This is a genomic window from Streptomyces sp. DH-12 (assembly GCF_002899455.1).
Taxonomy (GTDB): domain Bacteria; phylum Actinomycetota; class Actinomycetes; order Streptomycetales; family Streptomycetaceae; genus Streptomyces.
Window position 1 is genome coordinate 6,662,291 of sequence record NZ_PPFB01000001.1, and the last position, 22,902, is coordinate 6,685,192.

Annotated in this window: 21 protein-coding genes; 11 read left to right on the top strand and 10 right to left on the bottom strand. The window is 74.2% G+C overall.

Going from position 1 to position 22,902, the window contains the following annotated elements:
* Window positions 1–37 precede the first annotated feature (37 nt).
* The gene (locus C1708_RS29215; RefSeq protein WP_106415495.1) at window positions 38–1,162 is read right to left on the bottom strand and encodes a SchA/CurD-like domain-containing protein; all 1,125 of its coding nucleotides are present in this window, start codon (window positions 1,160–1,162) and stop codon (window positions 38–40) included.
* A 235-nt stretch (window positions 1,163–1,397) separates the two neighbouring features.
* Between C1708_RS29215 and C1708_RS29220 the strand changes: the two genes are divergently transcribed.
* A complete protein-coding gene (locus tag C1708_RS29220) occupies window positions 1,398–3,044 on the top strand; it encodes an FAD-dependent oxidoreductase (RefSeq protein ID WP_106415496.1) in 1,647 nt (548 codons plus the stop codon).
* Between the two features lie 257 nt (window positions 3,045–3,301).
* Here C1708_RS29220 and C1708_RS29225 read toward each other — a convergent pair whose 3' ends face one another.
* Complete coding sequence (locus C1708_RS29225; RefSeq protein ID WP_106415497.1) at window positions 3,302–4,747, bottom strand: glyceraldehyde-3-phosphate dehydrogenase; 1,446 nt, start codon at window positions 4,745–4,747, stop codon at window positions 3,302–3,304.
* 223 nt (window positions 4,748–4,970) lie between these two features.
* On the opposite strand from C1708_RS29225, the gene C1708_RS29230 reads away from it, so the two are divergent.
* The gene (locus C1708_RS29230; protein ID WP_106415498.1) at window positions 4,971–5,375 is read left to right on the top strand and encodes an SseB family protein; all 405 of its coding nucleotides are present in this window, start codon (window positions 4,971–4,973) and stop codon (window positions 5,373–5,375) included.
* A 259-nt stretch (window positions 5,376–5,634) separates the two neighbouring features.
* On the opposite strand, the gene C1708_RS29235 is transcribed toward C1708_RS29230, so the two are convergent.
* Complete coding sequence (locus C1708_RS29235; protein ID WP_106415499.1) at window positions 5,635–6,024, bottom strand: MarR family winged helix-turn-helix transcriptional regulator; 390 nt, start codon at window positions 6,022–6,024, stop codon at window positions 5,635–5,637.
* A 381-nt stretch (window positions 6,025–6,405) separates the two neighbouring features.
* On the opposite strand from C1708_RS29235, the gene C1708_RS29245 reads away from it, so the two are divergent.
* The 3 genes from C1708_RS29245 to crcB all read left to right on the top strand — a co-directional run bounded on the left by C1708_RS29245 (window position 6,406) and on the right by crcB (window position 7,570).
* Window positions 6,406–6,663, top strand: coding sequence for a helix-turn-helix domain-containing protein (locus tag C1708_RS29245; protein ID WP_198602628.1), 258 nt, complete (start codon window positions 6,406–6,408; stop codon window positions 6,661–6,663).
* Between the two features lie 77 nt (window positions 6,664–6,740).
* A complete protein-coding gene (locus C1708_RS29250) occupies window positions 6,741–7,199 on the top strand; it encodes a fluoride efflux transporter FluC (RefSeq protein ID WP_106415502.1) in 459 nt (152 codons plus the stop codon).
* Window positions 7,196–7,570 carry a fluoride efflux transporter CrcB gene (gene crcB / locus C1708_RS29255; protein ID WP_106415503.1) on the top strand — a complete coding sequence of 125 codons (375 nt, stop codon included), beginning with the start codon at window positions 7,196–7,198 and terminating at the stop codon, window positions 7,568–7,570. The genes C1708_RS29250 and crcB overlap by 4 nt, the downstream gene beginning before the upstream one ends.
* A 27-nt stretch (window positions 7,571–7,597) precedes the next feature.
* Here crcB and C1708_RS29260 read toward each other — a convergent pair whose 3' ends face one another.
* Entirely contained in the window at window positions 7,598–8,704 is a 1,107-nt protein-coding gene (locus C1708_RS29260; RefSeq protein WP_502696095.1) for a fatty acid desaturase family protein, read from the bottom strand.
* Window positions 8,705–8,879: 175 nt separating this feature from the next.
* Between C1708_RS29260 and C1708_RS29265 the strand changes: the two genes are divergently transcribed.
* Window positions 8,880–9,635, top strand: coding sequence for a FadR/GntR family transcriptional regulator (locus tag C1708_RS29265; RefSeq protein ID WP_106415504.1), 756 nt, complete (start codon window positions 8,880–8,882; stop codon window positions 9,633–9,635).
* A complete protein-coding gene (locus tag C1708_RS29270; protein ID WP_106415505.1) occupies window positions 9,635–10,651 on the top strand; it encodes an asparaginase in 1,017 nt (338 codons plus the stop codon). The genes C1708_RS29265 and C1708_RS29270 overlap by 1 nt, the downstream gene beginning before the upstream one ends.
* Before the next feature lie 283 nt (window positions 10,652–10,934).
* On the opposite strand, the gene C1708_RS29275 is transcribed toward C1708_RS29270, so the two are convergent.
* Window positions 10,935–12,098 (bottom strand): D-alanyl-D-alanine carboxypeptidase family protein, encoded by a 1,164-nt coding sequence (locus C1708_RS29275; RefSeq protein ID WP_106415506.1) that lies wholly within the window; start codon window positions 12,096–12,098, stop codon window positions 10,935–10,937.
* Window positions 12,099–12,303: 205 nt separating this feature from the next.
* Here C1708_RS29275 and C1708_RS29280 point away from each other — a divergent pair, with 205 nt between their 5' ends.
* Window positions 12,304–13,032 carry a class I SAM-dependent methyltransferase gene (locus tag C1708_RS29280; protein WP_106415507.1) on the top strand — a complete coding sequence of 243 codons (729 nt, stop codon included), beginning with the start codon at window positions 12,304–12,306 and terminating at the stop codon, window positions 13,030–13,032.
* Window positions 13,033–13,098: 66 nt separating this feature from the next.
* Here the strand turns inward: C1708_RS29280 and C1708_RS29285 are convergent, their stop codons facing one another.
* The 4 genes from C1708_RS29285 to C1708_RS29300 form a co-directional block, all read right to left on the bottom strand.
* Entirely contained in the window at window positions 13,099–14,067 is a 969-nt protein-coding gene (locus C1708_RS29285; RefSeq protein ID WP_106415508.1) for an acetylxylan esterase, read from the bottom strand.
* Between the two features lie 139 nt (window positions 14,068–14,206).
* Complete coding sequence (locus C1708_RS29290; protein WP_106415509.1) at window positions 14,207–14,788, bottom strand: Rv1733c family protein; 582 nt, start codon at window positions 14,786–14,788, stop codon at window positions 14,207–14,209.
* Between the two features lie 180 nt (window positions 14,789–14,968).
* Entirely contained in the window at window positions 14,969–15,724 is a 756-nt protein-coding gene (locus C1708_RS29295; RefSeq protein ID WP_106415510.1) for a ferredoxin reductase, read from the bottom strand.
* Between the two features lie 4 nt (window positions 15,725–15,728).
* Window positions 15,729–16,334 carry a sulfite oxidase-like oxidoreductase gene (locus tag C1708_RS29300; RefSeq protein WP_106415511.1) on the bottom strand — a complete coding sequence of 202 codons (606 nt, stop codon included), beginning with the start codon at window positions 16,332–16,334 and terminating at the stop codon, window positions 15,729–15,731.
* A 462-nt stretch (window positions 16,335–16,796) separates the two neighbouring features.
* Here C1708_RS29300 and C1708_RS29305 point away from each other — a divergent pair, with 462 nt between their 5' ends.
* Entirely contained in the window at window positions 16,797–17,609 is an 813-nt protein-coding gene (locus C1708_RS29305; protein WP_106416536.1) for a putative protein N(5)-glutamine methyltransferase, read from the top strand.
* A gap of 472 nt (window positions 17,610–18,081) precedes the next feature.
* On the opposite strand, the gene C1708_RS29310 is transcribed toward C1708_RS29305, so the two are convergent.
* Window positions 18,082–20,151 (bottom strand): SpoIIE family protein phosphatase, encoded by a 2,070-nt coding sequence (locus C1708_RS29310; RefSeq protein WP_106415512.1) that lies wholly within the window; start codon window positions 20,149–20,151, stop codon window positions 18,082–18,084.
* A 253-nt stretch (window positions 20,152–20,404) separates the two neighbouring features.
* Here C1708_RS29310 and C1708_RS29315 point away from each other — a divergent pair, with 253 nt between their 5' ends.
* Window positions 20,405–20,776 carry a hypothetical protein gene (locus C1708_RS29315; protein WP_106415513.1) on the top strand — a complete coding sequence of 124 codons (372 nt, stop codon included), beginning with the start codon at window positions 20,405–20,407 and terminating at the stop codon, window positions 20,774–20,776.
* A 108-nt stretch (window positions 20,777–20,884) separates the two neighbouring features.
* A complete protein-coding gene (locus tag C1708_RS29320; RefSeq protein ID WP_106415514.1) occupies window positions 20,885–22,900 on the top strand; it encodes an NADPH-dependent 2,4-dienoyl-CoA reductase in 2,016 nt (671 codons plus the stop codon).
* Window positions 22,901–22,902 lie beyond the last annotated feature (2 nt).

Genomic DNA, 22,902 nt, shown 5'->3' on the forward strand with positions numbered 1-22,902 from the left:
GGACGTCCGCGGCCGCGGACGTCACCGCGGTGGGTCGTCAGGAATCCGCGGAGATGCGGTCGGTGACGGGCAGCATGTCGGCGTGCGCCAGGAGCCGGTGCAGGGTGCGCTCCGAGTCCAGGGAGCCCTCGACGCCGATCGCGGCGCCGTCCAGGAGACGCTCCAGCTCGGCAGCCTTGCCCGGGCCCTTGACGCCGAGGGCGGCGGCGGGGTCGAGATCGAGTTCGCCGGTGAAGTCGATCATGCGGACCACGACGTCGTCGCGCTGGAAGACGGTGCTCGCGTACACCGGGCTGTCCGGGTCGCTCGCCGCGGCCTCGTCCTGGTGGGCGAGGAACCTGGCCAGCTCCAGGCCGCGGTCCGTCACGGCCGGGTAGTACAGCATGTGCCGCCGCAGGCCGGCGGGTTCCGGGCGGCCGGCCGTCACGTGCTGCATGGCCGGGAGCGCCGCCCGGGTGAAGAAGATCCGCGCGGAGTCGGAGTCGGTCAGGTCCCGGTCCTGCTCCAGATAGGGGTTGATGGCCTCCTCCACCGCCTGGACCTCGGGCTGGCTGGCCACGTGGCACAGGGTGGCCAGCAGGTCGCCCTCCACCTCCACGGCCCGCACGACGCGGTTGCCGTGCATGAAGAGGGAGGTGCGGTGCAGGCGCGTGATGCCGTTGATGCGCGTCTCGGGCGCGTCGTAATTGGCCAGGATGTCCACGACCTTGGACTCGGATCCCGGCTTCACGGTGAAGGTGAGGGCGTGGCGGGTGATCCCGGTGCCCACGCGGGCTGCCTTCTGCAGGCTCGCCTGTGCGGCCTCGGCGGTGAGCGGCTGTTCCGGGTGGGTCTCGCGGAGGATGCTGTAGCGCATCGACCGGGTGTCCCGGACACAGCTGTGCATCGGCCGGACGATCGCGATGTGCTCCTCGCTGTTCACCCACTTGAGGAACGGCAGGGCGCTCTCCCACTCGCTGGTGATGAGCCACTGCGAGGGGTTCTCGATCGACTGGCACAGTTGGTCACTGATGTGACCGGGGACGGACGCGACCTTGTTGCGCATGTGCTCGTACGCGTCGAGGAACTGCTCCTGGGCCCCCTCGTACAGGTCGAGCAGCAGGATCACCCGCAGCCTCGAGCCGTCGAACGCCGACTGCGACACGCGTGCCGACATGGTCATCCGGCGCACCTCTCCTCTTCGTCGGAAGGTCGGGAACGACCACCGCGCCCGCTGGAGGGCCGGGATCGTCATGCGTTGATCGTTGACGCGACTTTCCGGTGCGCGCGAGCGACACGGGGCAGGTGGGTGAACCGCGTGCCATCCGGGTGCCGCCGGGACGCGAACCGTCCCGCACCGGGCATGAAAGGTGCGTCCCATCCCACAGCCCGTCGAGGGCGACGCTGGAGGCGTTTCAATGAATCGATCGGACACGACCGGCCGGGCGGACCACCGCACGCCGGTCCTCATCGTCGGTGGTTCCCTGGTGGGCCTGTCGATGTCCCTGTTCCTGGGACGCCTCGGCGTGCCGCACACGCTCGTCGAACGTCACGCGGACACGTCGATCCACCCGCGCGGGCGGGGAAACAACGTACGCACCATGGAGCTGTTCCGGGCGGCCGGGGTCGAGCAGGGCATCCGCCGGGCCGCGTCGGTCCTGGCGGGGAACCACGGCATCTGGCAGACCCCGAGCCTGGCGGGTGACGAGGGCGAGTGGCTGCTCCAGGAGATCGACCCCGGGGGCGGGCTCGCCCGCTTCAGCCCCAGCGGGTGGTGCCTGTGCAGCCAGAACGACCTGGAACCGGTGCTCCTCGAGGGAGCCCGGGAGCTCGGCGGGGACCTGCGCTTCGGGACGGAGATGCTCTCCTTCGAGCAGGACGCCGAGGGTGTGACGGTGCTGGTCAAGAGCCGGGAGACCGGCGAGCACACCAGGATCCGGGCGGACTACCTCGTCGCCGCCGACGGCCCGCGCAGCCCCGTCCGCGAGGCGCTGGGCATCGGGCGGAACGGCCCGGGCGACCTGTTCCACAACGTGAGCCTCACCTTCACCTCCCGTGACCTCGCCGGCGTCGTCGGGGACCGGCGGTTCATCGTCTGCTACCTGACCAACCCGGAGGCCGACGGGGCGCTGCTGCCGGTGGACAACCGCGAGCACTGGGTGTTCCACGCCCCCTGGCACCCCGAACACGGTGAGACCCTCGAGGATTTCACCGACGAGCGGTGCGCCGCGCACATCCGGCGGGCGGTGGGCGTGCCCGACCTGGACGTGACCATCACCGGCCGGGCCGCCTGGCACGCCGCGGAGCGGGTCGCCGAACGGTACGCGGACGGGCGGGTGTTCCTGGCCGGCGACTCGGCGCACGAGATGTCGCCCACCGGGGCGTTCGGCTCCAACACCGGCATCCAGGACGCGCACAACCTCGCCTGGAAGCTGGCCGCCGTACTGGGCGGGTGGGCCGGGCCCGGACTGCTCGCCACCTACGACCGTGAGCGCCGGCCCGTCGCCGAGGCGACCAGCGCCCGCGCCTCGTCCCGCTCGGCGGAGCACAGCCACCCCGGCTACACGCCCGACGGCGACGCCGCGGCGCTCGTCAAGCGCAAGGGCGGCATCCTCAACGTGGCCCTCGGCTACCGCTACCCGAGCGGTGCGGTGCTGGGCGCCGACCCGGCGGCCCCGGTGGTGCCCGAGACCCTCGCGCTGAACGGCGAGCCCGGCAGCCGCGCACCGCACCTGTGGCTGGACCGCTCCGGCGCCCGCGTTTCCACGCTCGACCTCTACGAGCGCTCGCTCGTGCTGCTCGCGTCTCCGCACAGCCCGTGGCTCGCCGCCGCGGCCGAGGTGGCGGCCGCGCTCCCGGTGCCGCTGGACGCGTACGGCGTCGGCGAGGGCGCCGACCTGGTGCCCGAGCCGGACGCCGACTGGGCCGGGGCCCACGGTGTCACGCCGGACGGCGCGGTGCTGGTGCGGCCCGACGGCTTCGTCGCCTGGCGCCACGAGGGGCGGGCCGCGGACCCGGCCCGCACCCTGCGGGACGCGATCACCGCCCTGCTGTCCCGCACCTGACCGGCCGCGGCCGCCGCCCCGGCGGCCGCGCTCCGACGTGGCCGGGTGCCGTCCGAAACGCTGGAGCGCCCTCCACGTCCGCACGCGTGTGGTCCGGGAGCGGAACACCAGCGCGTCCACGCAGTCGGGGCCGCGCTCCGGCCTCGGGGGAGCGGGGCGGGGTGATCGTCGTGGATCTGGCCCTCACCGCCGGGCGGCCGGACGGACCGGGGCGGGGCCGGACGACTCGCCGGCCCTGCCCCGCCGTCGCGCGTGACTCAGGCCGCGGGGGCCGGGTACGTCGGGTACTCCACGCCGGACACGTACTGGACGACGCGGACGACCTGGCAGGAGTAGCCGAACTCGTTGTCGTACCAGAGGTAGAGGATCGCGTTGTCGCCGTCGACCTTCAGGGCGCCGGCGTCGACGATCGAGGCGTGCCGCGAGCCGACGAAGTCACTGGAGACCGCGTCCGGCGCGCTGATGAAGTCGATCTGGCGCTTCAGCGGGGAGGTCAGCGACACGTTGCGCAGGTGGTCGAGGACCTCCTCGCGGTCGGTCGCGCGGCCCAGCTGGAGGTTGAGGATGGCGATCGACACGTCCGGCACCGGCACGCGGATGGAGCTGCCGGTGATGGGGGCCTTCAGGTCGGGCAGCGCCTTGGCGACGGCCGACGCGGCACCGGTCTCGGTGATCACCATGTTGAGCGGCGCGGACCGGCCGCGGCGCTCGGACTTGTGGTAGTTGTCCAGCAGGTTCTGGTCGTTGGTGAACGAGTGGACGGTCTCCACGTGGCCGCGGAGCACCCCGTACTCGTCCGCCATCGCCTTCAACGGCGGCACGATCGCGTTGGTGGTGCAGGACGCGCAGGACAGGATCCGCTCGTCCGGCTTGAGGGTGTCGTGGTTGACGCCGTGCACGATGTTCGGCACGTCGCCCTTGCCGGGCGCGGTCAGCACCACCTTGTCGACACCGGGCCGCAGGTGCTGCGACAGGCCTTCCCGGTCGCGCCACTTGCCGGTGTTGTCGATCAGGATGGCGTTCTTGACGCCGTACGCGGTGTAGTCGAGCTCGGCCGGGTCGTCCGCGTAGATCACCTTGATCGCGTTGCCGTTGGCGACGATCGTGCTGTTCGCCTCGTCGACGGTGATCGTGCCCTGGAACTGGCCGTGCACGGAGTCGCGGCGCAGCAGCGAGGCGCGCTTGACGATGTCCTGCTCGCCGCCCCGGCGGACGACGATCGCGCGCAGCCGCAGGCCGTTGCCGGAGCCGGCCTTCTCGATCAGCAGGCGGGCGAGGAGCCGGCCGATGCGGCCGAAGCCGTAGAGGACGACGTCGCGCGGCTCACGGCGGTCGATCTTGTTCGCGCCGGTCGCGCCGGCGACGGCCTCGGCGGTGAACTCGGCGACGGACTTGCCCTGGTCGTCCGCGCGGTAGGCCTCCGCCAGCAGGCCGATGTCGATCTGGGACGGTCCGAGGTCCAGCGCGGTGAGCGCCTGGAGGAACGGCAGGGTCTCGGTGACGGAGAGCTCCTCGCCGGCGATCTGCCGGGCGAAGCGGTGCGTCTTGAGGATGCTGACCACCGACTTGTTCACCAGGGAGCGGCTGTGCAGCAGGACGGTGACGTCCCGCTCCCGGTGCAGCCTCCCGATGATCGGGATCATCGACTCCGCGATCTCCTCGCGGTGCTTCCAGTTGGTGAACGAGTCTTCGTTGACAGTCACAGCATCATCTTTCGAGCTAGAGGGTGCTCATATGATAGCCATGCCGCTCGGAGGGGTCGGAGGGGGTCTGTCCCGGAGGAGCGGCGGAGCCGTGCGGGGCCGCCCGGGACGGTCGCCGACCGCAGGGTTGCGCGACATGCGAACGGGTACGCGTCCCTCACCGTGCCCGGAGCCGAAGTGTGTCCCGGGCGGGCCGACAACCGCCGCTACCAGGGAATTCGTCATGGAAACACCCGCGCACGAGAACAACGCCCCCACGCCCGCGCAGCGGGCCCTGGACACGCTGTCGGAGAACACCGAGGACACGGCCGCGCTGGACGCCCTGGCCAACAGCGACGTGCTGATCCCGGTCCCCGACGACGCGGGCGACGAGGAGGCCGCCGACCCCGGCGCCGTCGCGCTGCCCGTGCTGGAGCAGCCGGGCGGCACGCAGGTGGTGCCCGTGTTCACCTCCGAACTGGAGATGGCCGGGCTGCTCCCGTTCGTGTCCCGCTACCGTCTGGTCCCGCTCGGCGCGCTCGCCGCGCAGTGGCCGGCCGACGACCTGTCCCTCACCATCGACGGCAGCTCCGACCACCGCCTCACCCTCACCTCCGAGGGCGTCCGCACCCTGCTGGCCCGCCCGTAGCGGGCGCGGTACGGCAGCCCCGGCCTGCACGGGCCGGCCGGGGCCGGACCCCGCGCGGACCGCGGGTGAGGCCGGGGCCCTGTCGTTCGGTGAGCGCGCAGGGGCGCCCCGGGTCCACGCCGCCCGCGGGCCCGCGGCGGAGACCCGCCGGTGACCCGGCGCGGTCGGCCGGGGCCCGCACCTGTCGTCGCCTCCCGTCGGTGTCCGCGGCGGCAGCCTGCCCCCTCAAGCACCCTCGAGGTCGATGCGTCCGCCGGGTTCAGTCCCCGAGCGCGCGGGCCAGGGCGGCGCGCTGCACCGGGAGCGTCTCGGCGTGCAGCTCGCGGCCGCGCGCGGTCAGCTGCACATAGACACCGCGCCGGTCCGTCGGGCAGGTGCTCCGCTCGACCAGGCCGTGCCGTTCGAGGCGGGCGATCAGCCGTGACAGGGCGCTCTGGCTCAGATGCACCCGGCCGACCAGATTCTGCACCCGGCACTGCTCACCGCGCGGGGGAGCGGTGGACGCGAGGAGGTCGAGCACCTCGAAGTCGGAGGCGCCGAGACCGTAGGGATGCAGCGCGCGGTCTATCTCACCCAGGGTGCGCGCGTGCACGGCGAGGATGTCACGCCACCGTTCCTCGAGCCGTACCTCGTCGGTCGTCCCTGCCATACAGGAACGGTAACATTTGTTCGAATTTCAATGAACGGGCGGCGGTGTCAGGCCGACGCCCGCTTCGCCGGCTCCGCGGACAGGATCGCCCGGGCTGCCGGATGGTGGTCGGGGCGGGGGTCACTGCGCCGGCCGCAGGGCCGTCGTCGAAGCCGCCGACCGCGGCGTCCACGCGGTCGACGGCGGCACGCTCCGGGGCGAGGGGCATCCGCGCGGCGACCGGGGGTACGGCGCCCGGCCACCGCTTTGACGTTCAACCTCTGTGCGCGGTACGGGTGTTGGGTCGAGACGAGGTACGCGCAGCGCGGGACACGCGGGCCCCGGGCGGGGCACAGTGGGAGGGCGCCGGAGACGAGGAAGCCCGGCGGGGAGGTGGACGACATGCTGAGGACTCCCGCCGACGGGACACGACTGCGCATCCTCGCGTGGCTGGGAGAACCCGGCACCGCCGAACGCGGCCTCACCGCGGACGACGTCGCCGCTCGCCTGGGCGTGTCCCGCCCCGCGGCCCTCACCCACCTCCGGCTGCTCGACTCCCTCGGCCTGCTCCGCCCCGCCGGCGACGACGGCGGCCCCCGCTACCGCCGTGACGAGATCCGCCTCGCCGAGGTGACGCGGCTGTTCGAGAAGGGCTGGTAGGCGGGCCGGGCCCGGCGGGGGACGGAGGACGTCCGGCCGTTACGCTGACCCCGCGAGCGAGTGGGAGACGTACGACGGTGACAGCCCCGGACCCCGAGAGAGCCCGGCCCCGCTCCGCGCTCCGCGCCCAGGCGCCCGTCGTCGCGACGGTCGCGGTGGGCGGGGGAGCGGGAGCGACGGCCCGGTACGCGGCCACCCTGTGGTGGCCCACCCCCGCGGGCGGATTCCCCTGGACGATCCTGTGGGTGAACGCTGTCGGCTGCGCCCTGATGGGCGTCCTCATGGTGGCCGTCACCGAGTGGCGCACCGCCCACCCCCTGGTCCGCCCGTTCCTCGGCACCGGCGTCCTCGGCGGCTTCACCACCTTCTCCGCCTACGCGGTGGACGTCCGCGGGCTGTTCGAGGACGGCCGCCCCACGGCCGCCTTGCTCCACCTCGCCGTCACCCCGCTGACGGCCCTCGCGGCCGTGTGGGCGGCCACCGCGGCCACCCGCCGCGCCCTGCTGGGGCGGCCGGCGGGCGGAGGCGCCCGGTGAACTGGCTGTACGTGCTGCTCGGCGGGATGGCCGGGGCGTCCCTGCGCTGTCTCACCGACCGGGCGGTGCAGTCCCGGCACGGCTCGGCGTTCCCGTGGGGGACGTTCACCGTCAACGTCGCCGGCAGCCTGATCCTCGGCCTGCTCGCCGGGGCGGCGGCCGCGGGAGCCGCGGGCCCCGGCGCGCAGCTGCTGCTCGGGACCGGCCTGTGCGGCGCCCTCACGACCTATTCGACCTTCTCCCACGAGACGCTCCGTCTGCTGGAGAACGGCGCCCGCGGTCACGCGGTGGCCAACGTCGCGGTGAGCACGGCGGCCGGCCTGGGCGCCGCCTTCGCGGGGGCGACGCTGGCCGGGGCGATGTGGACGTAGGACCCGAAGGCGCGGGTGCCGTGGCGGTCAGCGACCGGCCGTGCGCAGGGGCTCGCCCACCTGTCGCAGATGGCGCAGCGCCGTGCGGTGCGAGTCCAGCAGGCCCGTCCGGCAGTACGGGATGCCCAGCTCGGCGCAGTACCGCTCGGTGATGACCTGGGCCCTCGCGAGCGCCGGCGTCGGCATGCTGGGGAAGAGGTGGTGCTCGATCTGGTAGTTGAGGCCGCCCATGAACACGTCGGTCAGCGCACCGCCGTCGACGTTGCGGGAGGTCAGCACCTGGCGGCGCAGGAAGTCCAGCTCGGTCCCCTCCTCGATCATCGGCATGCCCTTGTGGTTCGGCGCGAACACGGAACCGAGGTAGAGACCGAACAGCCCCTGGTGGACGGCGACGAACGCGAGCGCCTTGCCGGGGGAGAGAACCGTGAACAGACCGCCGAAATACACGGCGAAATGCGCGACCAGCAGCGTGCCCTCCAGCACGGGCCGTTTCATCGACGGACTCCGCAGTGCCTTGAAACTGCTGAAACTCAGATTCAGGCCCTCGAGGGTCAGCAGCGGAAAGAAGAGGACCGCCTGGTGTTTCCCGATGAACCGGGCCGGACCCTTGGCCTGCCGAGCCTGACGGCGTGACCACACGATGATGTCGGGCGCGACGTCCGGGTCCTTGTTCTCGTGATTGGGATGCGCGTGGTGGCGCGTGTGCTTGTTCATCCACCAGCCGTAGCTCATGCCGAGCAGCACGTCGGCCACCACCAGGCCGCCGATCTCGCTGGGGCGCCGACGGGAGAACACCTGGCGGTGCGCCAGGTCGTGCGCGGCCAGCCCGAGCTGCCCGAACACCACCGCCAGCACGGCGGCGACGCACAGCTGCCCCCAGCTGTCGCCCAGGATCAAGAACGCGGCGACACTCCCGGCGAGCGCCAGACCGACGGCGGTGAAACGCACCGTGTAATACAGCGGACGGCGGCGGAGCAGTCCCGCCTCCGCCATGCGCCGGGACAGCTCGGAGAAATCACTCCCTCTCCCGGTGCTTTTCTCCCGCTCTCTTTTCCATCCGTTCCCCTGGTGTTCCGTCCGCTGTTCTCCCTCACCCGGGGAATGGTTGCCGGTCAGTACCGTCGAATGGGCCATGCGTTTGAGTATGGGCGTGGTCCACGGTGCGAAGAAGGGCGCTGGCACCCGCATGCGGAAGGACGGTCGCCCCCCGGGAAAGAGGGGTGTCACCCCCAGGGCGGGGGTGTGGCCGGCACCACCTCGGCACCGCCCTCGCTTGACAGTGCGCGCGGCCGGCCCGCACGATCGTCCCGTGAACCTGTCAGACAGCCAGACAGGTGGTGCGGCACCACGGCGCGTCAGCGCGACGGAGGCGGTGCTCGCCCACCTCCGCGACGCCATCGAGCGCGGTGAATACGCCATCGGCGACAAGCTCCCCTCCGAGGCCGAGCTGTGCCGCGGCCTCCAGGTGTCCCGCCCGGTGCTGCGCGAGGCGCTGCGGGCGCTGCAGACCATGGGCCTGACTGTGTCCCGCACCGGCAGGGGCACCTTCGTGGTCGCCGACGCCGTGCAGGACCCCACCTTCGGCGACTACACGGCCGGACACCTCATGGAGGTGCGCCGGCACGTGGAGATCCCGGTCGCCGGCTACGCGGCCCGCCGCCGCGGCCCCGAGGACCTCGACCGGCTGCGGAGCCTGCTGGAGCGGATGGAGCGGGAGACCGACACCAGCGCCTGGGCGGCCATGGACACCCTCTTCCACCTCACCGTGGCCGAGGCCGCCCAGAACCCGGTGTTCCGGCGGGTCATCGAGGAGATCCGGGACGCCCTGGCCCGCCAGTCCGCCTTCCTCAACGAGCTCGGCGGCCGCCGCGCCCACTCCGACCGTGAGCACCGGGCCGTCGTCGAAGCCCTGGCCCGCGGCTCCGAACAGGACGCCGTCCGGGCCATGACCCACCACCTCGACCGTGTCGAGACCACCCTCACCGACATCGTGCGCTCCGCGCGCACACCGGGCCCGCGCACCACCCCCGCGCCGGCCCGCCCCGACAACCCGCAGGCAGTGTGATGCACAGCAGTCTCCCCGCGGACGCACCCCCGGTCCGCGCACCCCGCCACGCCCCCGTCGCCCACCTGATACGCGGCGGAGTCGTCGAAGGAGTCCACTACGGCTCCGTCGTCGTCCTCGACGCCGACGGCCGGGTCGCATTCCGTCTCGGCGACCCCGAGGCGGCCTTCTACCCGCGCTCCGCGCTCAAGCCCGTCCAGGCGGTGGCCATGGTCCGCGCCGGCCTCCCGCTCGACGGCGAACTGCTGTCCCTGGCGGCGGCCAGCCACTCCGGCGAGGAGCGCCACCTCGACGGCGCCCGGCGCATCCTCGAACACACCGGACTCACCGAGGACCACCTGCGCAACGTCCCCGACCTGCCCTTCGACCCCGCCGTCCGGGACACCTGGGTGCGCGCGGGCCGCGGCCCCTCCCGGCTCGCCCAGAACTGCTCCGGCAAGCACGCCGCCATGCTGTACACGGCGAAGCTGAACGGCTGGTCCCTCGACGACTACCTCGACCCGGCCCATCCTCTCCAGCAGGCCGTCGCCGAGACCGTCGAGGACCTCACCGGGCGGCGCGTCGCCACGGTCACCGTCGACGGCTGCGGCGCGCCCCTGTTCGCGGTGTCCCTGGAGGGCCTCGCCCGCGCCGCGGCCCGCATCGCCGGCGCCCTGCCCGGCACACCCGAGGGCCGGGTCGCCGACGCGATGCGCACGCACGCCGAAATGGCGTCCGGCGCCGGCCGGGACGTGGCCGCGCTGATGCGCGCGGTGCCCGGACTGCTCGCCAAGGACGGCTTCGAGGGTGTCCAGGTGGCCGCGCTGCCCGACGGGCGGGCCGTCGCGGTGAAGATCGCCGACGGCGCCGGCCGGGCCCGCGTCCCGGTCACCGCGGCGGCCCTGGCCCGTGCGGGCGTGGACCCCGCCCGGCTCACCGCGTTCGCGGGCGAGACGGTACTCGGCGGAGGCCGCCCGGTCGGAGGCATCCGTCCGGTGAGCGCGCTGGACGCGACGGCGGAACCCGTGTGCGTCTGAACGAGGTGTGACCCGGCAGGCCGGCCCCCCGGCACCGGGCCGCTCCACGCGTGAGGCGTGCGGAGCCGGGCGGCTGCCCGTCGGTGGGCGGGTCCACGGCGCCGCCCCGTGCACGCCTGAGGTGTGCGGGACGGGGCGGCTGCCCCCGGCGGTCAGGCCTGGGGCACGGGACCCTCCGAACCTCAGGCGTGCGGGACGGGGCGGCTGCCCCCGGCGGTCAGGCCTGGGGCACGGGACCCTCCGAACCTCAGGTGTGCGGGACGGGACGGCCGCTCGCCGGCGCTCAGCCCCTCGGCACCGGCCCCCACCTCAGCCGCAGGTACACCGCCACGCCCGCTCCGCCCAGCAGCCCGGCCCCGGTGACCGTCCACCACACCGGGCGGTCGCCGGTGTCGTCCCGGCGGGACGTGGACACGGCCACGGCGTCCGCCTCCGGGCCGCCGGGCGGGCCGCTCCGCAGGGCGTCCAGGGAGCCCACCGGACGCACCCTCCCCGCCGCCTCGAAGCCCCAGTCGAGGAGCGAGCGGGCCTCCTCGTACACCGCGTGCCCGTCGTCCGGGCGAGGGCTCATCACCGTCGCCACCAGGGTCCGCCCGTCGCGCCGTGCGGCCGCGACCAGGGTGTTCCCCGCGTGGCTGGTGTAGCCGTTCTTCACCCCGATCAGCCCCCGGTAGGGGGCGACCCCGTCCGCCCCGGTGAGCAGCCGGTTGGTGTTGGCGATCGGGTAGCTGCCGCCGTCGCGGGCCGGGAAGGTCGCCTCCGCCCGCGCGCAGTACTCCGCGAACTCGGGGCTGCGCAGCCCCGCACGGCCGAACACGGCCAGGTCGAACGCCGACGACACCTGGCCCGGCGCGTCGTACCCGTCGGGCGACTTCACCCGGGTGTCGCGGGCGCCCAGGGCCCACGCCTTCTCCTCCATCCGTTCGGCCGTGGCCCGCCAGCCGCCGCTGAGGGCCGCCAGCACGCGCACGGCGTCGTTGCCGGAGTTGAGGAAGACGCCGTTCCACAGGTCGGAGACGCGGTACGTCCGGTTCTCGGCGACCCCGACGAGACTGCTCCCCGGGCCGATGCCCTCCAGTTCCTCCGGGCGGACGCGGTGCCGGATGCCGGACGGCAGGACCGGCATCACGGTCAGCGCGAACAGCGTCTTGAGGGTGCTGGCGGGCGGCAGTCTGCGGTGCGCGTCGTGCGCCGCGAGCACCTCGCCGGTGTCCGCGTCGGCGACCAGCCAGGAGCGGGCGGACAGGTCCGGGACCTCGGGCGCCCCCGCGCGCGGACGGACGTGCGTGCCGGGCCGGTACAACAGGGACGCGGGGGCGTCCGTCGTCCGCGGTCCGGGATCGACGCGGGGACCGGTGGTCGCCGCGGCGGGCGCGAGCGCGAGCAGACCCGCGGCGCAGAGCGCGCACCCCGACACGGCAGCCCGCGAAGCAAATCCGATAGTCATATCGCAAACGTAGGAAGGGGTGTCCCGAACACCGTGCTGCCCCGGCCGCGAGCCGCTCGCGAGTACCCGGATGCCCTGCCCGGCTTGCGGCGGCCCGTCGGCGGTGCGCGGACCCCGAGGCGCGGCCCCGGGGCACGCCTCCCGTACGGGGCCGTCCCGGCGCGACTCCGGGACGGCCCCGGCGGACCGGCTCTAGGCTGGGCGGATGTTCAGCCCCGAAGGCCCCCGACTGAGCGAACTCGCCGTCCAGGCACTGTCGTCCGTGGAGCGCGGCTACGACCTCCTCGCCCCGAAGTTCGACCACACCCCCTTCCGCACCCCCGACTCCGTGCTGGACGCCACGGCCGCCGCACTGCTGGAGTCCGGCCCCTACGGCACCGGGCTCGACCTGTGCTGCGGCACCGGCGCGGGCGTCGACGTGCTGCGGCAGGTGTGCCGGGACGGCGTCACCGGCGTGGACTTCAGCGCCGGGATGCTGGAGGTCGCCCGCTCGCGCACGCGGCCCGAGGGGCCCGACGTCTCCTGGGTGCGGGCGGACGCGCGGGCCCTGCCGTTCGGGCCGGAGTTCGACCTCGTGGTCAGCTTCGGGGCGCTCGGCCACTTCCTGCCGCGCGAACTGCCGGGCCTGTTCGCGCAGGTGCACAAGGTGCTCCGGCCCGGCGGCCGGTTCGTCCTCCCGGTCGTCGCACCGCCCCGGCCCGGCTCCCTCGCCCACGCGATGCTGCTCGGGTTCGACACCGTCATGCGGGTGCGCAACGCCGTCTGGCGTCCGCCGTTCGTCATGTACTACCGCGCCGTGCGCTTCGGCGGCCTGTGGCACGAGCTGGAGCGCGCCGGGTTCCGCGTGGAGTTCCTCGCCCTCCCCGAGTTCGGCCGCCGACGGGACGGGAGCCCTCGGGTGCGGCTGATCGTGGCCGAGCGGGGGGAGGGCTGACCGGCACGCCGGAGCCTCCGGCGTGTCTCTCCAGGTCCGGCAGTCCGGCGGGGACCGTGCGGTGCGTCAGGCGCGGTCCCGCATCCAGCGCAGTTTCACCGCCTCCTGGTAAGGGCCGCCGCCTTCGTGGTCGTTGAAGTCGTACACCTCGATCGCCTTGTCCTCGTGCGCCCACGCGTTGAAGGCGGCGAACACCGTGGAGGGCGGGCAGGTCTGGTCCTCCAGCGCCGCCGAGAACAGGGCGGGCGCGGTGCCGCGGGCGGCGAAGTGCACGCCGTCGAAGTAGGACAGCGTGCGCCGGACGTCCGCCGCCCGGCCGCGGTGGGTCTTGAGGTAGTTGCCGATCTCCCGGTACGGGTTGCGGTCGGTGAGCGTCATGGCGCGCGGGAAGTCGCACAGGAACGGCACGTCCGGCGCGACGCCCGCCAGGTCCGGCACCAGACCGCCCACGGCGAGCGTGATGCCGCCGCCCTGGCTCGCGCCCACTGCCACGGTGCGGCCGGCGTCGGTGAGCGGGTGCGACCGGGCCGCCTCCACCGCGCGCACCGCGTCCGTGAACACCCGCCGGTAGTAGTAGTTCTCGGGCGCGTCGATGCCGCGCGTCATGAAGCCGGGGAACGCCGGGCCGGCGCCCACCGGGTCCGCCGTGCCGCCGCCCCCGCCCCACGCGCTGCCCTGGCCGCGGGTGTCCATCACGAAGTGCGCCCGGCCCGTGGACGCCCACAGCAGGTGCTCGTGCGGCAGCCCGCGGCCGCCGCCGTACCCGACGAACTCCACGACCAGCGGCAGCGGCGCGTCGGCGCCGGCGGGCAGGGTCAGCCAGCCCTTCACCGGGTGGCCGCCGAACCCGGCGAACGTCACGTCGAGGACCTCCACGGTCGTCAGTCCCGTGTCGACCGGCTCGAACCGCGCGTCCAGGTCGTGCCGGCGCGCCTCGTCGAGCGTGCCGGACCAGAACGCGTCGAAGTCCTCGGGCTCCGCGGACGCACTGCGGTACGCGCGCAGCTTGTCGGGGGAGAGGTCGAACAGGGACATGGGGGACCGCCTTCGTGAAGGGACCGTGCGCAGCGGGATCACGTTACGTGGATCATGCGGTCCGTCGCCAGAGTGCTGGAGAGAAAGACCAGGTGAGCATCGTGGAAAGCGGTTGCCCCCGGAGGGCGCCCGGCGGGTGTCAGACGCCCCGGCGGGTCCACTGCGGTCCGGTGCGGGCCCAGTCCCGCTCCCACTCCTCGAGCCGGCGCCGCAGCGCCACCCGCCGCACCGCGCGGTGCGCGAGCAGCAGCACGGCCGCCGTGCCGCCGGCGGCCAGGGTGCCCATGCCGACGCCGTACTGCCACACCGACGCGTCGTCGACCGGCGGCAGCACCTCGCGACCCCGGGAGTCCAGCCAGACGTGCACCGGCTCGCCGGGGCGGACATGGGCCGGCACCCGCGCCACGGTCGTCCGCGTGCCCTCCTCCGGATCCGTCCAGCGGACGGTCGCCCGGGAGGCGTGCGGCCGCTGCGACCCGGCCGGGGGACGCGCCGTCGAAGGGCGCTCCAGGACCTCGGCGCGCACCCGGTGCCGTTCGGCGCGCTGCTCGTCGGCGGCCGCCCGCGCGTCCCCGTACGCCCACCGGGTGGTCAGCAGCCCCGCCGGCGGAACCGTCAGGCACAGCAGCACGGTCACGGCCACCGCCGTCCACGCCTCGACGACGTCCGACCGGCGGCACAGCGGGCCGCGCCGCCGCCGGGACAGCACCCGCGTTCGCATCTCTCGCCTCCCCTCGCCGTCCCCCCGCAGCCGAGGGGGTGACAGGCCGAGCGGGGCGGCGGACCCAGCGGCTCCGGGACGCGTCTCACGGCACGCGCGGAACAGGTCCGGGCCGGGTGCCCCCGCGGCGGGCGCGCGAAACGACACCCTCCGCGGGTCAGGCGTGCGGGTCGGGCCGGGTCAGCCGAAGCGCTCGATCCGGATGCGCTCCACGGGCTGACCCGCGGCCACCAGCAGCCTGGAGGCGTGTTCGGCGAAGGAGTTGGAACCGCACACGTAGGCCTCCCACCCACCGGGAGGCTGCTCGACCAGGAGCGGCGCCACATGTGCGGCGGTCATACGTCCGACGGCCGTGCCCTCCGGGGCGGTCCGGGTGAACACCGGGGTCGTCTCCGGGCCGTACTCGTCCGCGTAGATCAGGTCCTCGGGGCCGCGCGCCGACACCAGCAGCCGCAGCGGCAGCGTCAGGTTCCGGGCGCGGTGGTGCCGCACCATCGACATCAGCGGGACGACGCCCGAGCCGGCGCCCAGCAGCAGCGCGGGCCGGTCGCCCGGCCAGGCGAAGAAGCCGCTGAGCGGGCCGCGCATCTCGATCCGGTCGCCGGGCCGGGCCACCGTGTGGAACCAGCCGGAGACCTCCCCGTCCCGCACATGGTCCAGCGTCAGCTCGACGTGCCCGGAGTCGTCCGGCGCCGAGGCGATCGAGTAGTGGCGCTGGGCCGTGTACCCGTCGCCGGCGGTCAGCCGCACCATCAGGTGCTGGCCGGGCAGATGCCCCGGCCAGCCGGGCACCGCGAACCGGAAGGTGGACACGCGGGGCGTCTCCCGGCGGATCTCCGTCAGCGTGGCCGTCCGCCACACCGACGCGGCCTGCCGGCTCACACCGATGCGCCCGGGCACGGCGAAGCGCGTGACCGGTGTGCCCGGCTGCGTCATCTGCTCAGTCACCGGAGTACCGCTGCTCCTCCCACGGGTTGCCCCGCGCGTGGTAGCCGTTGCCCTCCCAGAAGCCCGGCTCGTCGTGGTCCAGCAGCCGCAGCCCGGCGATCCACTTGGCGCTCTTCCAGAAGTACAGGTGCGGCACGATCAGCCGCGCCGGGCCGCCGTGCTCGGCGGGCAGCGGCTCACCGCCGTACTCCCAGGCGATCCAGGCGCGCCCGCCGATCACGTCGGCGAGGGGGAGGTTCGTGGTGTAGCCGGTGTGCGCGTACGCCACGACGTGCGTGGCCGACGGCAGCGGCCGGACCTGGTCCAGGAAGGCGTCCAGGGAGACACCGCCGAACCGCACCCCGAACTTCGACCAGCCCGTCACACAGTGGATGTCGCCCTCGTAGGCGTCGGCGGGCAGCGCGTGGGCCTGCTCCCAGTCCCAGGTGCGGGGCTCGGCCACCAGGCCGTCGATCCGGAAGGTCCAGTCCTCGGGCGCCAGGTCGGGGGTGACCTCGGCGGACAGGACGGGCCACTCGTCCCGTGCGTCGTACTGGCCGGGCGGCAGCCCGGAGTCGTGCACGCGCGGACGGCCGGTGAAGCCTCGGGTGATGTTCACGTGATCGGCGTTTCCGTTGCAGGTGGTGCTCAAGTGTTCCGCGCTCCACGGTACGCGGTGCGCGGCCCGCGCACGCCGGGGGGCGGCCCGTCGTCAGCCCGTGCCCCCGGCGGGCCGGGCGTCGTGACGGACCGGGGGACCGGCGAACCGGCGCAGATCCTCCTCCGGCCGGTCCGCGAGCCGCTCCCGGAGGCGGCACGCCTGCCCTCGGTGACCCGGGTGCGCTGTCCGAGGAGGCCGTGGACGGGGGAGCCGGGCGCCGGCCGGGGTTCTCGAAGGCGCCGTAACGCCGGGAGACCGTCGGGTAGGGTGGCCGTCCGGCCGCGGACCGACCCGGCCGACCGTTGAGGAGGTGGGACCCATCACCGCTTGTCAGGTCGGGTGCTCTCGCCTCGCAGCGACACGGTCCACCCGGAGCGGGTGACCCCGAGAGCGCCCTTCGGCTCCCGAAAGGCCGGGCTCTTGCCGCACCGTTCCGACCGTTCCCCTTCTTCCCCCGCCCTCCCGTCCCGTGACGCGGTCGCGGCCACGCTGCGCGCGGCGGGCTGCGTCTTCGCCGAGGACGAGGCCGACATGATCCTCGCCGCGGCCGGGGGCGACCCGCGTGCCGTCGACGCGATGGTCGCGCGCCGCGCCGCCGGACTTCCCCTCGAACTCGTCGTCGGCTGGGCCGAGTTCGGAGGCCGGCGGATCGTCGTGGAGCCGGGCGTGTTCGTGCCGCGCCGACGCACCGAGTTCCTCGTCGAACAGGCGCTCGCCCGGGTGCCGGACGCGTCCGTGGTCGTGGACCTGTGCTGCGGCTCGGGCGCGGTCGGCGCGGCTCTGGCGGCCGCGCTCGGCGCCGTGGAGCTGCACGCCGCCGACATCGACCCGGCCGCCGTGCGCTGCGCCCGCCGCAACGTCGGGGTCCTCGGCGGGCGGGTTCACCAGGGCGACCTGTTCGACGCGCTGCCCGCGCGGCTGCGCGGCCGGGTGGACATCCTCGCCGCCAACGTCCCGTACGTGCCCAGCGACGAGATCGCCCTGCTCCCGCCGGAGGCCCGCGACCACGAGCCGCGCGTCGCCCTCGACGGCGGCGCGGACGGCCTCGACGTCCTCCGCCGGGTCGCCGCGGAGGCCTCCGCCTGGCTCGCCCCCGGCGGCTCCCTCCTGATCGAGACGAGCCCCCGCCAGGCCTCGACGGCCCTCACCACGTTCTCCCGGGCGGGCCTCGGCCCTCACCTCGCCGTCTGCGAGGACCGCCACGCCCAGGTGGTGATCGGCACACGGCCGTGAGGGGCGCGGTGCTGTCCCGGCGCGCGGTCACGGGCGGCGGCCGGCCGCGTGACCCGGGCCGCCGCCGGGAGCGCACAGGCGTCCCGGGGAACGGTCCCCGGAAGGCGGACCCCGGCCGCGTGCACGCGCCCGGCACGCCAGGGCTGCCGGTGAGGCGCCCGCCCTCGTGCGCGAGCGCGGCGTGCGCGGACCCGGTGTGCTCGCGGGCCGCCCGGCAGGCGTCCGATCACCGCACGGGCCGGGGCGCCCGCCGGGATCGCCCTGTCACGGCGGCACGGCCTCCGTACCCCTGGGGACGGGCGGCTCCCGGACCGCGGCCCACGCTCGCGGCGCGCCGGGGTCGCCCGACGGCGCCCGGCCGGCCCTCGGCGGCCGGCCCGGTGGGCGGTCACGGCGTCCGCTGTCCGGCGCGGGCCGGGATGCCGCCGTGGACGACCCCGCGCGGGGCACGTCCCGGAGGCGCCCCGCGCCCTCAGTCCGCCGGCGCCGTGACCCGTGCGATCAGCAGGGCCACGTCGTCGAAGTTGTCCGGCTCGTGCAGGGTGCGCAGGAGGAGTTCGCAGACCTCGTCCAGGGAGTCGGCCGGGGTGTCGAGGAGGGCGAGGAGGCGGTCGAGGCGGGCGTCCAGGGGGTCGCGGCGGGTTTCGACCAGGCCGTCGGTGTAGAGGACCAGGCGGTCGCCGGGCTCCAGGTCGACCGTGGTCGTCGAGAAGGCGACGCCGCCCACGCCCAGCGGCACCCCGGTGGGCAGGTCGAGCAGCTCGGGCGTGCGGCCGGCGCGGATGCGGACCGGGGGCAGATGGCCCGCGTTGGCGATGACGCAGCGCCGCTCGCGCGGATCGTGAACGGCGTAGACACAGGTGGCGATGGCCTCGTCCAGCTCCACGGTGATCCTGTTCAGGTGTGCGAGCAGCACCGCCGGGTCGAGTCCGAGAGACGCCAGGGTGTGGGTCGCGGTGCGCAGCCGGCCCATGGTGGCGGCGGCCGGGATGCCGCTGCCCATCACGTCGCCCACGACGAGCGCCGTACGGTCGTCGTCCAGCGGGATCACGTCGAACCAGTCGCCGCCGACCTCGCTGGTGGCGCCCGCCGGCTGGTAGCGGGAGGCGACCTCCAGCCCGCCCGTCACGGACGGATGGCTGGGCAGCAGGCTGCGCTGGAGCGTGAGCGCGGTGTCGCGGGCGTTCTGGTACCAGCGGGCGTTGTCGATCTGCACGGCCGCCCGCGAGGCCAGCTCCCGCGCCAGCAGCAGGTCGTCCTCGTCGAACGGCCGGGGGTTGCGGGTGCGGATCAGGTCGATCGCCCCCAGCACCTCCCCGCGCGCGATCAGCGGCACGGCCAGGTACGAATGGACGCCCGCCCGGGCCAGTATCTCGGCGGCCTCGGGGGAGCGGGCGATCCGCAGCAGGTCCTCGTCCTTCACCTGCGCCACCATCACCGGCAGCCCGGTGCGCACGCACTCCGTGATCAGCCGGTCCGGCGCGTACCGGATCACCCGGCCCGGCGGGTCGGCGGCCGGCAGCACGTCGGACGTGTCGATCCAGCGCACCGCCAGCGCTCGCATCAGCGCCGGCTCGGCCGGGCCGAGGACGCTGCGCCGGCCCCGCGCGACCGCGTCCAGCAGGTCCACCGCGGCCGCGTCGGCCAGTTCCGGCACGGCCACGTCCGCCAGTTCGCCGGCCGTGCGGTCCAGGTCCAGCGTGGTGCCGATCCGCGCGGAGGCGTCGGCGATCAGCGCGATCCGGCGGCGCGCCGTCTCCGCCTCGGCGTTCGCCCGCCGCTGGTCGGTGATGTCCACCACCGACACGGCCACCCCCAGCACGGTGCCGAGCACGTTCTCCAGCCGGTACAGGGACACCGCCCAGGCGTGCTCCCCGTCCGGGTCGGCGGGGGTGCGGCCGGTCATCGACCGGTCGACCAGCGGACGCCCGGTCCGCAGCACCTCCTCGGCGGCCTGCTCGACCGAAGCCGCGTCCACCAGCGGGAGCACCTCGCGCATCGTGCGGCCCAGGTGCTCCTCGGCCGGCAGGCCGTTCATCCGCTCCAGCGCCGGGTTCACCGACACGTACCGCAGACGGGAGTCCAGGACGGCCAGCCCGATGGGGGACTGGGCGACGATCCGGGTGGACAGTGCCACGTCCCGCTCCAGCCGCCGCACCGTCGACTGGTCGACCGCGAGACCGAGGGCGTACACCTGCCCCCGGTCGTCCAGCAGCCGCATGTTGCGGAACTCCACCAGCCGGGTCCCGCCGTCCTTGTGCCGGATCGGGAAGGCGCCCGCCCAGCTCCGTCCGGTGCGCATGACCTCGGAGAACAGCTTCTTCACCAGGTCGAGGTGTTCCTCGTGCACCATGATCCGGGCGGCGTACCGGCCCAGCGCCTCCCGCGCGGAGTAACCGAACAGCTCCTCCGCCTGGGGGCTCCACAACACGATCCGTCCCTCGGCGTCCAGGACGACCGAGGCGACGCGCAGGACGTCGAGCAGCCCGCTGGGGCGCACCGGACCGTCCCCGCCGGCCGGGAGTGACCACGCTGCGCTCATCCCACGCCCCGCCTTCGCCGAGTCCGCGGCACGCCGTCGCCGCGCCGCCGTCCCTTTGTTGTACCGCGCGCGAGGGCGATTTTCCGCCGCTCCTGTCGTCCGGTTCCTGCTCTCATCCCATCCTGGCCGGTGTCCGCGGCCGCGTCATCGCGGAAGGGGCGTGCGGGGGGCGCGGGTAGTGCGTTCCGGCGTCCGGTGCTTTGCTGAAGGAGGGCGGGGGGACGGTGGTGCGACCACGGAAGGAGCGATCACGATGGTCAACGAGCCCACGCACCCGGAGTCCGTGTCGGTCGAGATCAGCGGATGCGGCAAGGACGACGCCCGGATCGTCTTCGACACGCTGTGCGCGTGCTTCTCGTCGGACCGGTGCTCCGACGACATCCCCGAGGAACTGCACGCGACCCGGCCCACGGTGTGGCTCGGCACGTTCGACGTCGCCGACGCGCGCGAAGGGCGGGCCCGCCCCGCGCGGCTGTCCTCCTCGGTCGAGGCCGACGTGTACGGCGGCTACTGGGCGATCGACCGGTTCCGCACCACGCTGGACGACCTGTTCCGCGTGAGCGAGCTGAGCGGGGCCTCGGGCGACCAGGAGCGCGAACTGCACGTCCGCCTCGAGAGCAGGTGAGCCCGGCCAGAGGACTGTGCCCTCCGTCACCCCCATTATGCAACTAGTTGCATAAGTCGGTGCGCGTGCCCTACAACTACAGGCACCACACCGCGCACGGAGGGCCAGATGAGCCGTTACCCCCACCTGCTGACCCCCCTGGACCTGGGCTTCACCACGCTGCCCAACCGGGTCCTCATGGGTTCCATGCACGTCGGTCTCGAGGAGGCCGAGGGCGGCTTCCCCCGCATGGCCGAGTTCTACGCCGCGCGCGCCCGCGGGGGAGTGGGCCTCATCGTCACCGGCGGCATCGCCCCCAACGACGAGGGACGCCCCCACGAGGGCGGCGCCAAGCTCACCACCGACGAGGAGGCCGAGCAGCACCGGACCGTCACCGCGGCCGTCCACCGCGAGGGCGGCCGCATCGCCCTGCAGATCCTGCACTTCGGCCGCTACGCCTACCACCAGGACCTGGTCGCGCCCAGCCCCCTCCAGGCGCCCATCAGCCCCTTCCCGCCCCGCGAGCTGACCGACGCCGAGGTCGAACGGACCATCGACGACTACGTGCGCGCCGGCCGCCTCGCCCGGCAGGCCGGCTACGACGGCGTCGAGATCATGGGCTCCGAGGGCTACCTCGTCAACGAGTTCACCGCCCGGCAGACCAACCACCGCACCGACCGCTGGGGCGGCTCCTACGAGAACCGGATGCGCTTCCCGGTCGAGATCGTCCGCCGCGTCCGCGAGGCGGTCGGCGACGACTTCATCCTGATCTACCGGCTCTCCATGCTCGACCTGGTGCCCGGCGGCTCCACCCTGGACGAGGTGATCACCCTCGCCCGGGCCGTCGAGGCGGCCGGCGCCACGATCATCAACACCGGCATCGGCTGGCACGAGGCGCGCATCCCCACCATCGCCACCTCCGTCCCGCGCGGCGCCTACACCTGGGTCACCAAGCGGCTCATGGGCGAGGTGTCCGTCCCGCTCGTCACCACCAACCGCATCAACACCCCCGAACTCGCCGAGCGACTGCTCGCCGACGGCACCGCGGACATGGTGTCCATGGCCCGCCCGATGCTCGCCGACCCCGACTTCGTCGCCAAGGCCGCCGACGGCCGCCCCGAGGCGATCAACACCTGCATCGGCTGCAACCAGGCCTGCCTCGACCACACCTTCAGCGGCCGGATCACCTCCTGCCTGGTCAACCCGCGCGCCTGTCACGAGACCGAACTGGTCCTCTCCCCGACCCGTCGCCGCAAGCGCGTCGCCGTCGTCGGCGCCGGACCGGCCGGCCTCGCCTGCGCGGTCTCCGCGGCCGAACGCGGCCACGACGTCACCCTGTTCGACGCCGCGAGCGAGATCGGCGGGCAGCTCAACGTCGCCCGCAGGGTCCCCGGCAAGCAGGAGTTCGACGAGACGCTGCGCTACTTCCGCACCCGCCTCACCGACCTCGCCGTCGACGTCCGCCTCGACACGCGCGTCACCGCCGACGACGTCACCGGCTACGACGAGGTCGTCGTCGCCACCGGCGTCACCCCCCGCGTCCCCGACATCCCGGGCGTCGGCCACCCGAGCGTCCTCGGCTACCTCGACGTGCTCCGCGACGGCGCGCCCGTCGGCGACCGGGTCGCGGTCCTCGGGGCGGGCGGCATCGGATTCGACGTCGCCGCGTTCCTCACCGACGGCGGCGACAAGGCCCACGAGGACCCCGAGGCGTACTTCCGCCGGTGGGGCGTCGACCTCGGGTACCGCGCGCCCGGCGGCCTCGCCGTCCCCGAGCGGCCCGCCCCGCCGCGCACCGTCCACCTGCTCCAGCGCAAGACCTCCAAGGTCGGCGCGGGACTCGGCAGGACCACCGGCTGGATCCACCGCACCGAACTGCGCCACCGCGGCGTCACCATGGTCCCCGGCGTGCGCTACGACCGGATCGACGACGCCGGGGTGCACATCACCGTCGGCGAGGAGAGCACCGTCCTCGAGGTCGACACCGTCGTGCTGTGCACCGGCCAGGAACCGCGCCGGGACCTCTTCGAGGAACTGGTCGCCGCCGGACGGCCCGCCCACCTCATCGGCGGCGCCGACGTGGCCGCCGAACTGGACGCCAAGCGCGCCGTCAAGCAGGGCACCGAGCTCGCGGCGGCCCTCTAGGG

Coding starts and splice junctions, on each gene's coding strand:
- C1708_RS29215 (WP_106415495.1), bottom strand. CDS start 1,162: ATGACCATGTCGGCACGCGTGTCGCAGTCGGCGTTCGACGGCTCGAGG.
- C1708_RS29220 (WP_106415496.1), top strand. CDS start 1,398: ATGAATCGATCGGACACGACCGGCCGGGCGGACCACCGCACGCCGGTC.
- C1708_RS29230 (WP_106415498.1), top strand. CDS start 4,971: ATGGAAACACCCGCGCACGAGAACAACGCCCCCACGCCCGCGCAGCGG.
- C1708_RS29235 (WP_106415499.1), bottom strand. CDS start 6,024: ATGGCAGGGACGACCGACGAGGTACGGCTCGAGGAACGGTGGCGTGAC.
- C1708_RS29245 (WP_198602628.1), top strand. CDS start 6,406: ATGCTGAGGACTCCCGCCGACGGGACACGACTGCGCATCCTCGCGTGG.
- C1708_RS29260 (WP_502696095.1), bottom strand. CDS start 8,704: ATGGCCCATTCGACGGTACTGACCGGCAACCATTCCCCGGGTGAGGGA.
- C1708_RS29270 (WP_106415505.1), top strand. CDS start 9,635: ATGCACAGCAGTCTCCCCGCGGACGCACCCCCGGTCCGCGCACCCCGC.
- C1708_RS29275 (WP_106415506.1), bottom strand. CDS start 12,098: ATGACTATCGGATTTGCTTCGCGGGCTGCCGTGTCGGGGTGCGCGCTC.
- C1708_RS29280 (WP_106415507.1), top strand. CDS start 12,304: ATGTTCAGCCCCGAAGGCCCCCGACTGAGCGAACTCGCCGTCCAGGCA.
- C1708_RS29285 (WP_106415508.1), bottom strand. CDS start 14,067: ATGTCCCTGTTCGACCTCTCCCCCGACAAGCTGCGCGCGTACCGCAGT.
- C1708_RS29290 (WP_106415509.1), bottom strand. CDS start 14,788: ATGCGAACGCGGGTGCTGTCCCGGCGGCGGCGCGGCCCGCTGTGCCGC.
- C1708_RS29295 (WP_106415510.1), bottom strand. CDS start 15,724: ATGACGCAGCCGGGCACACCGGTCACGCGCTTCGCCGTGCCCGGGCGC.
- C1708_RS29310 (WP_106415512.1), bottom strand. CDS start 20,151: ATGAGCGCAGCGTGGTCACTCCCGGCCGGCGGGGACGGTCCGGTGCGC.
- C1708_RS29315 (WP_106415513.1), top strand. CDS start 20,405: ATGGTCAACGAGCCCACGCACCCGGAGTCCGTGTCGGTCGAGATCAGC.
- C1708_RS29320 (WP_106415514.1), top strand. CDS start 20,885: ATGAGCCGTTACCCCCACCTGCTGACCCCCCTGGACCTGGGCTTCACC.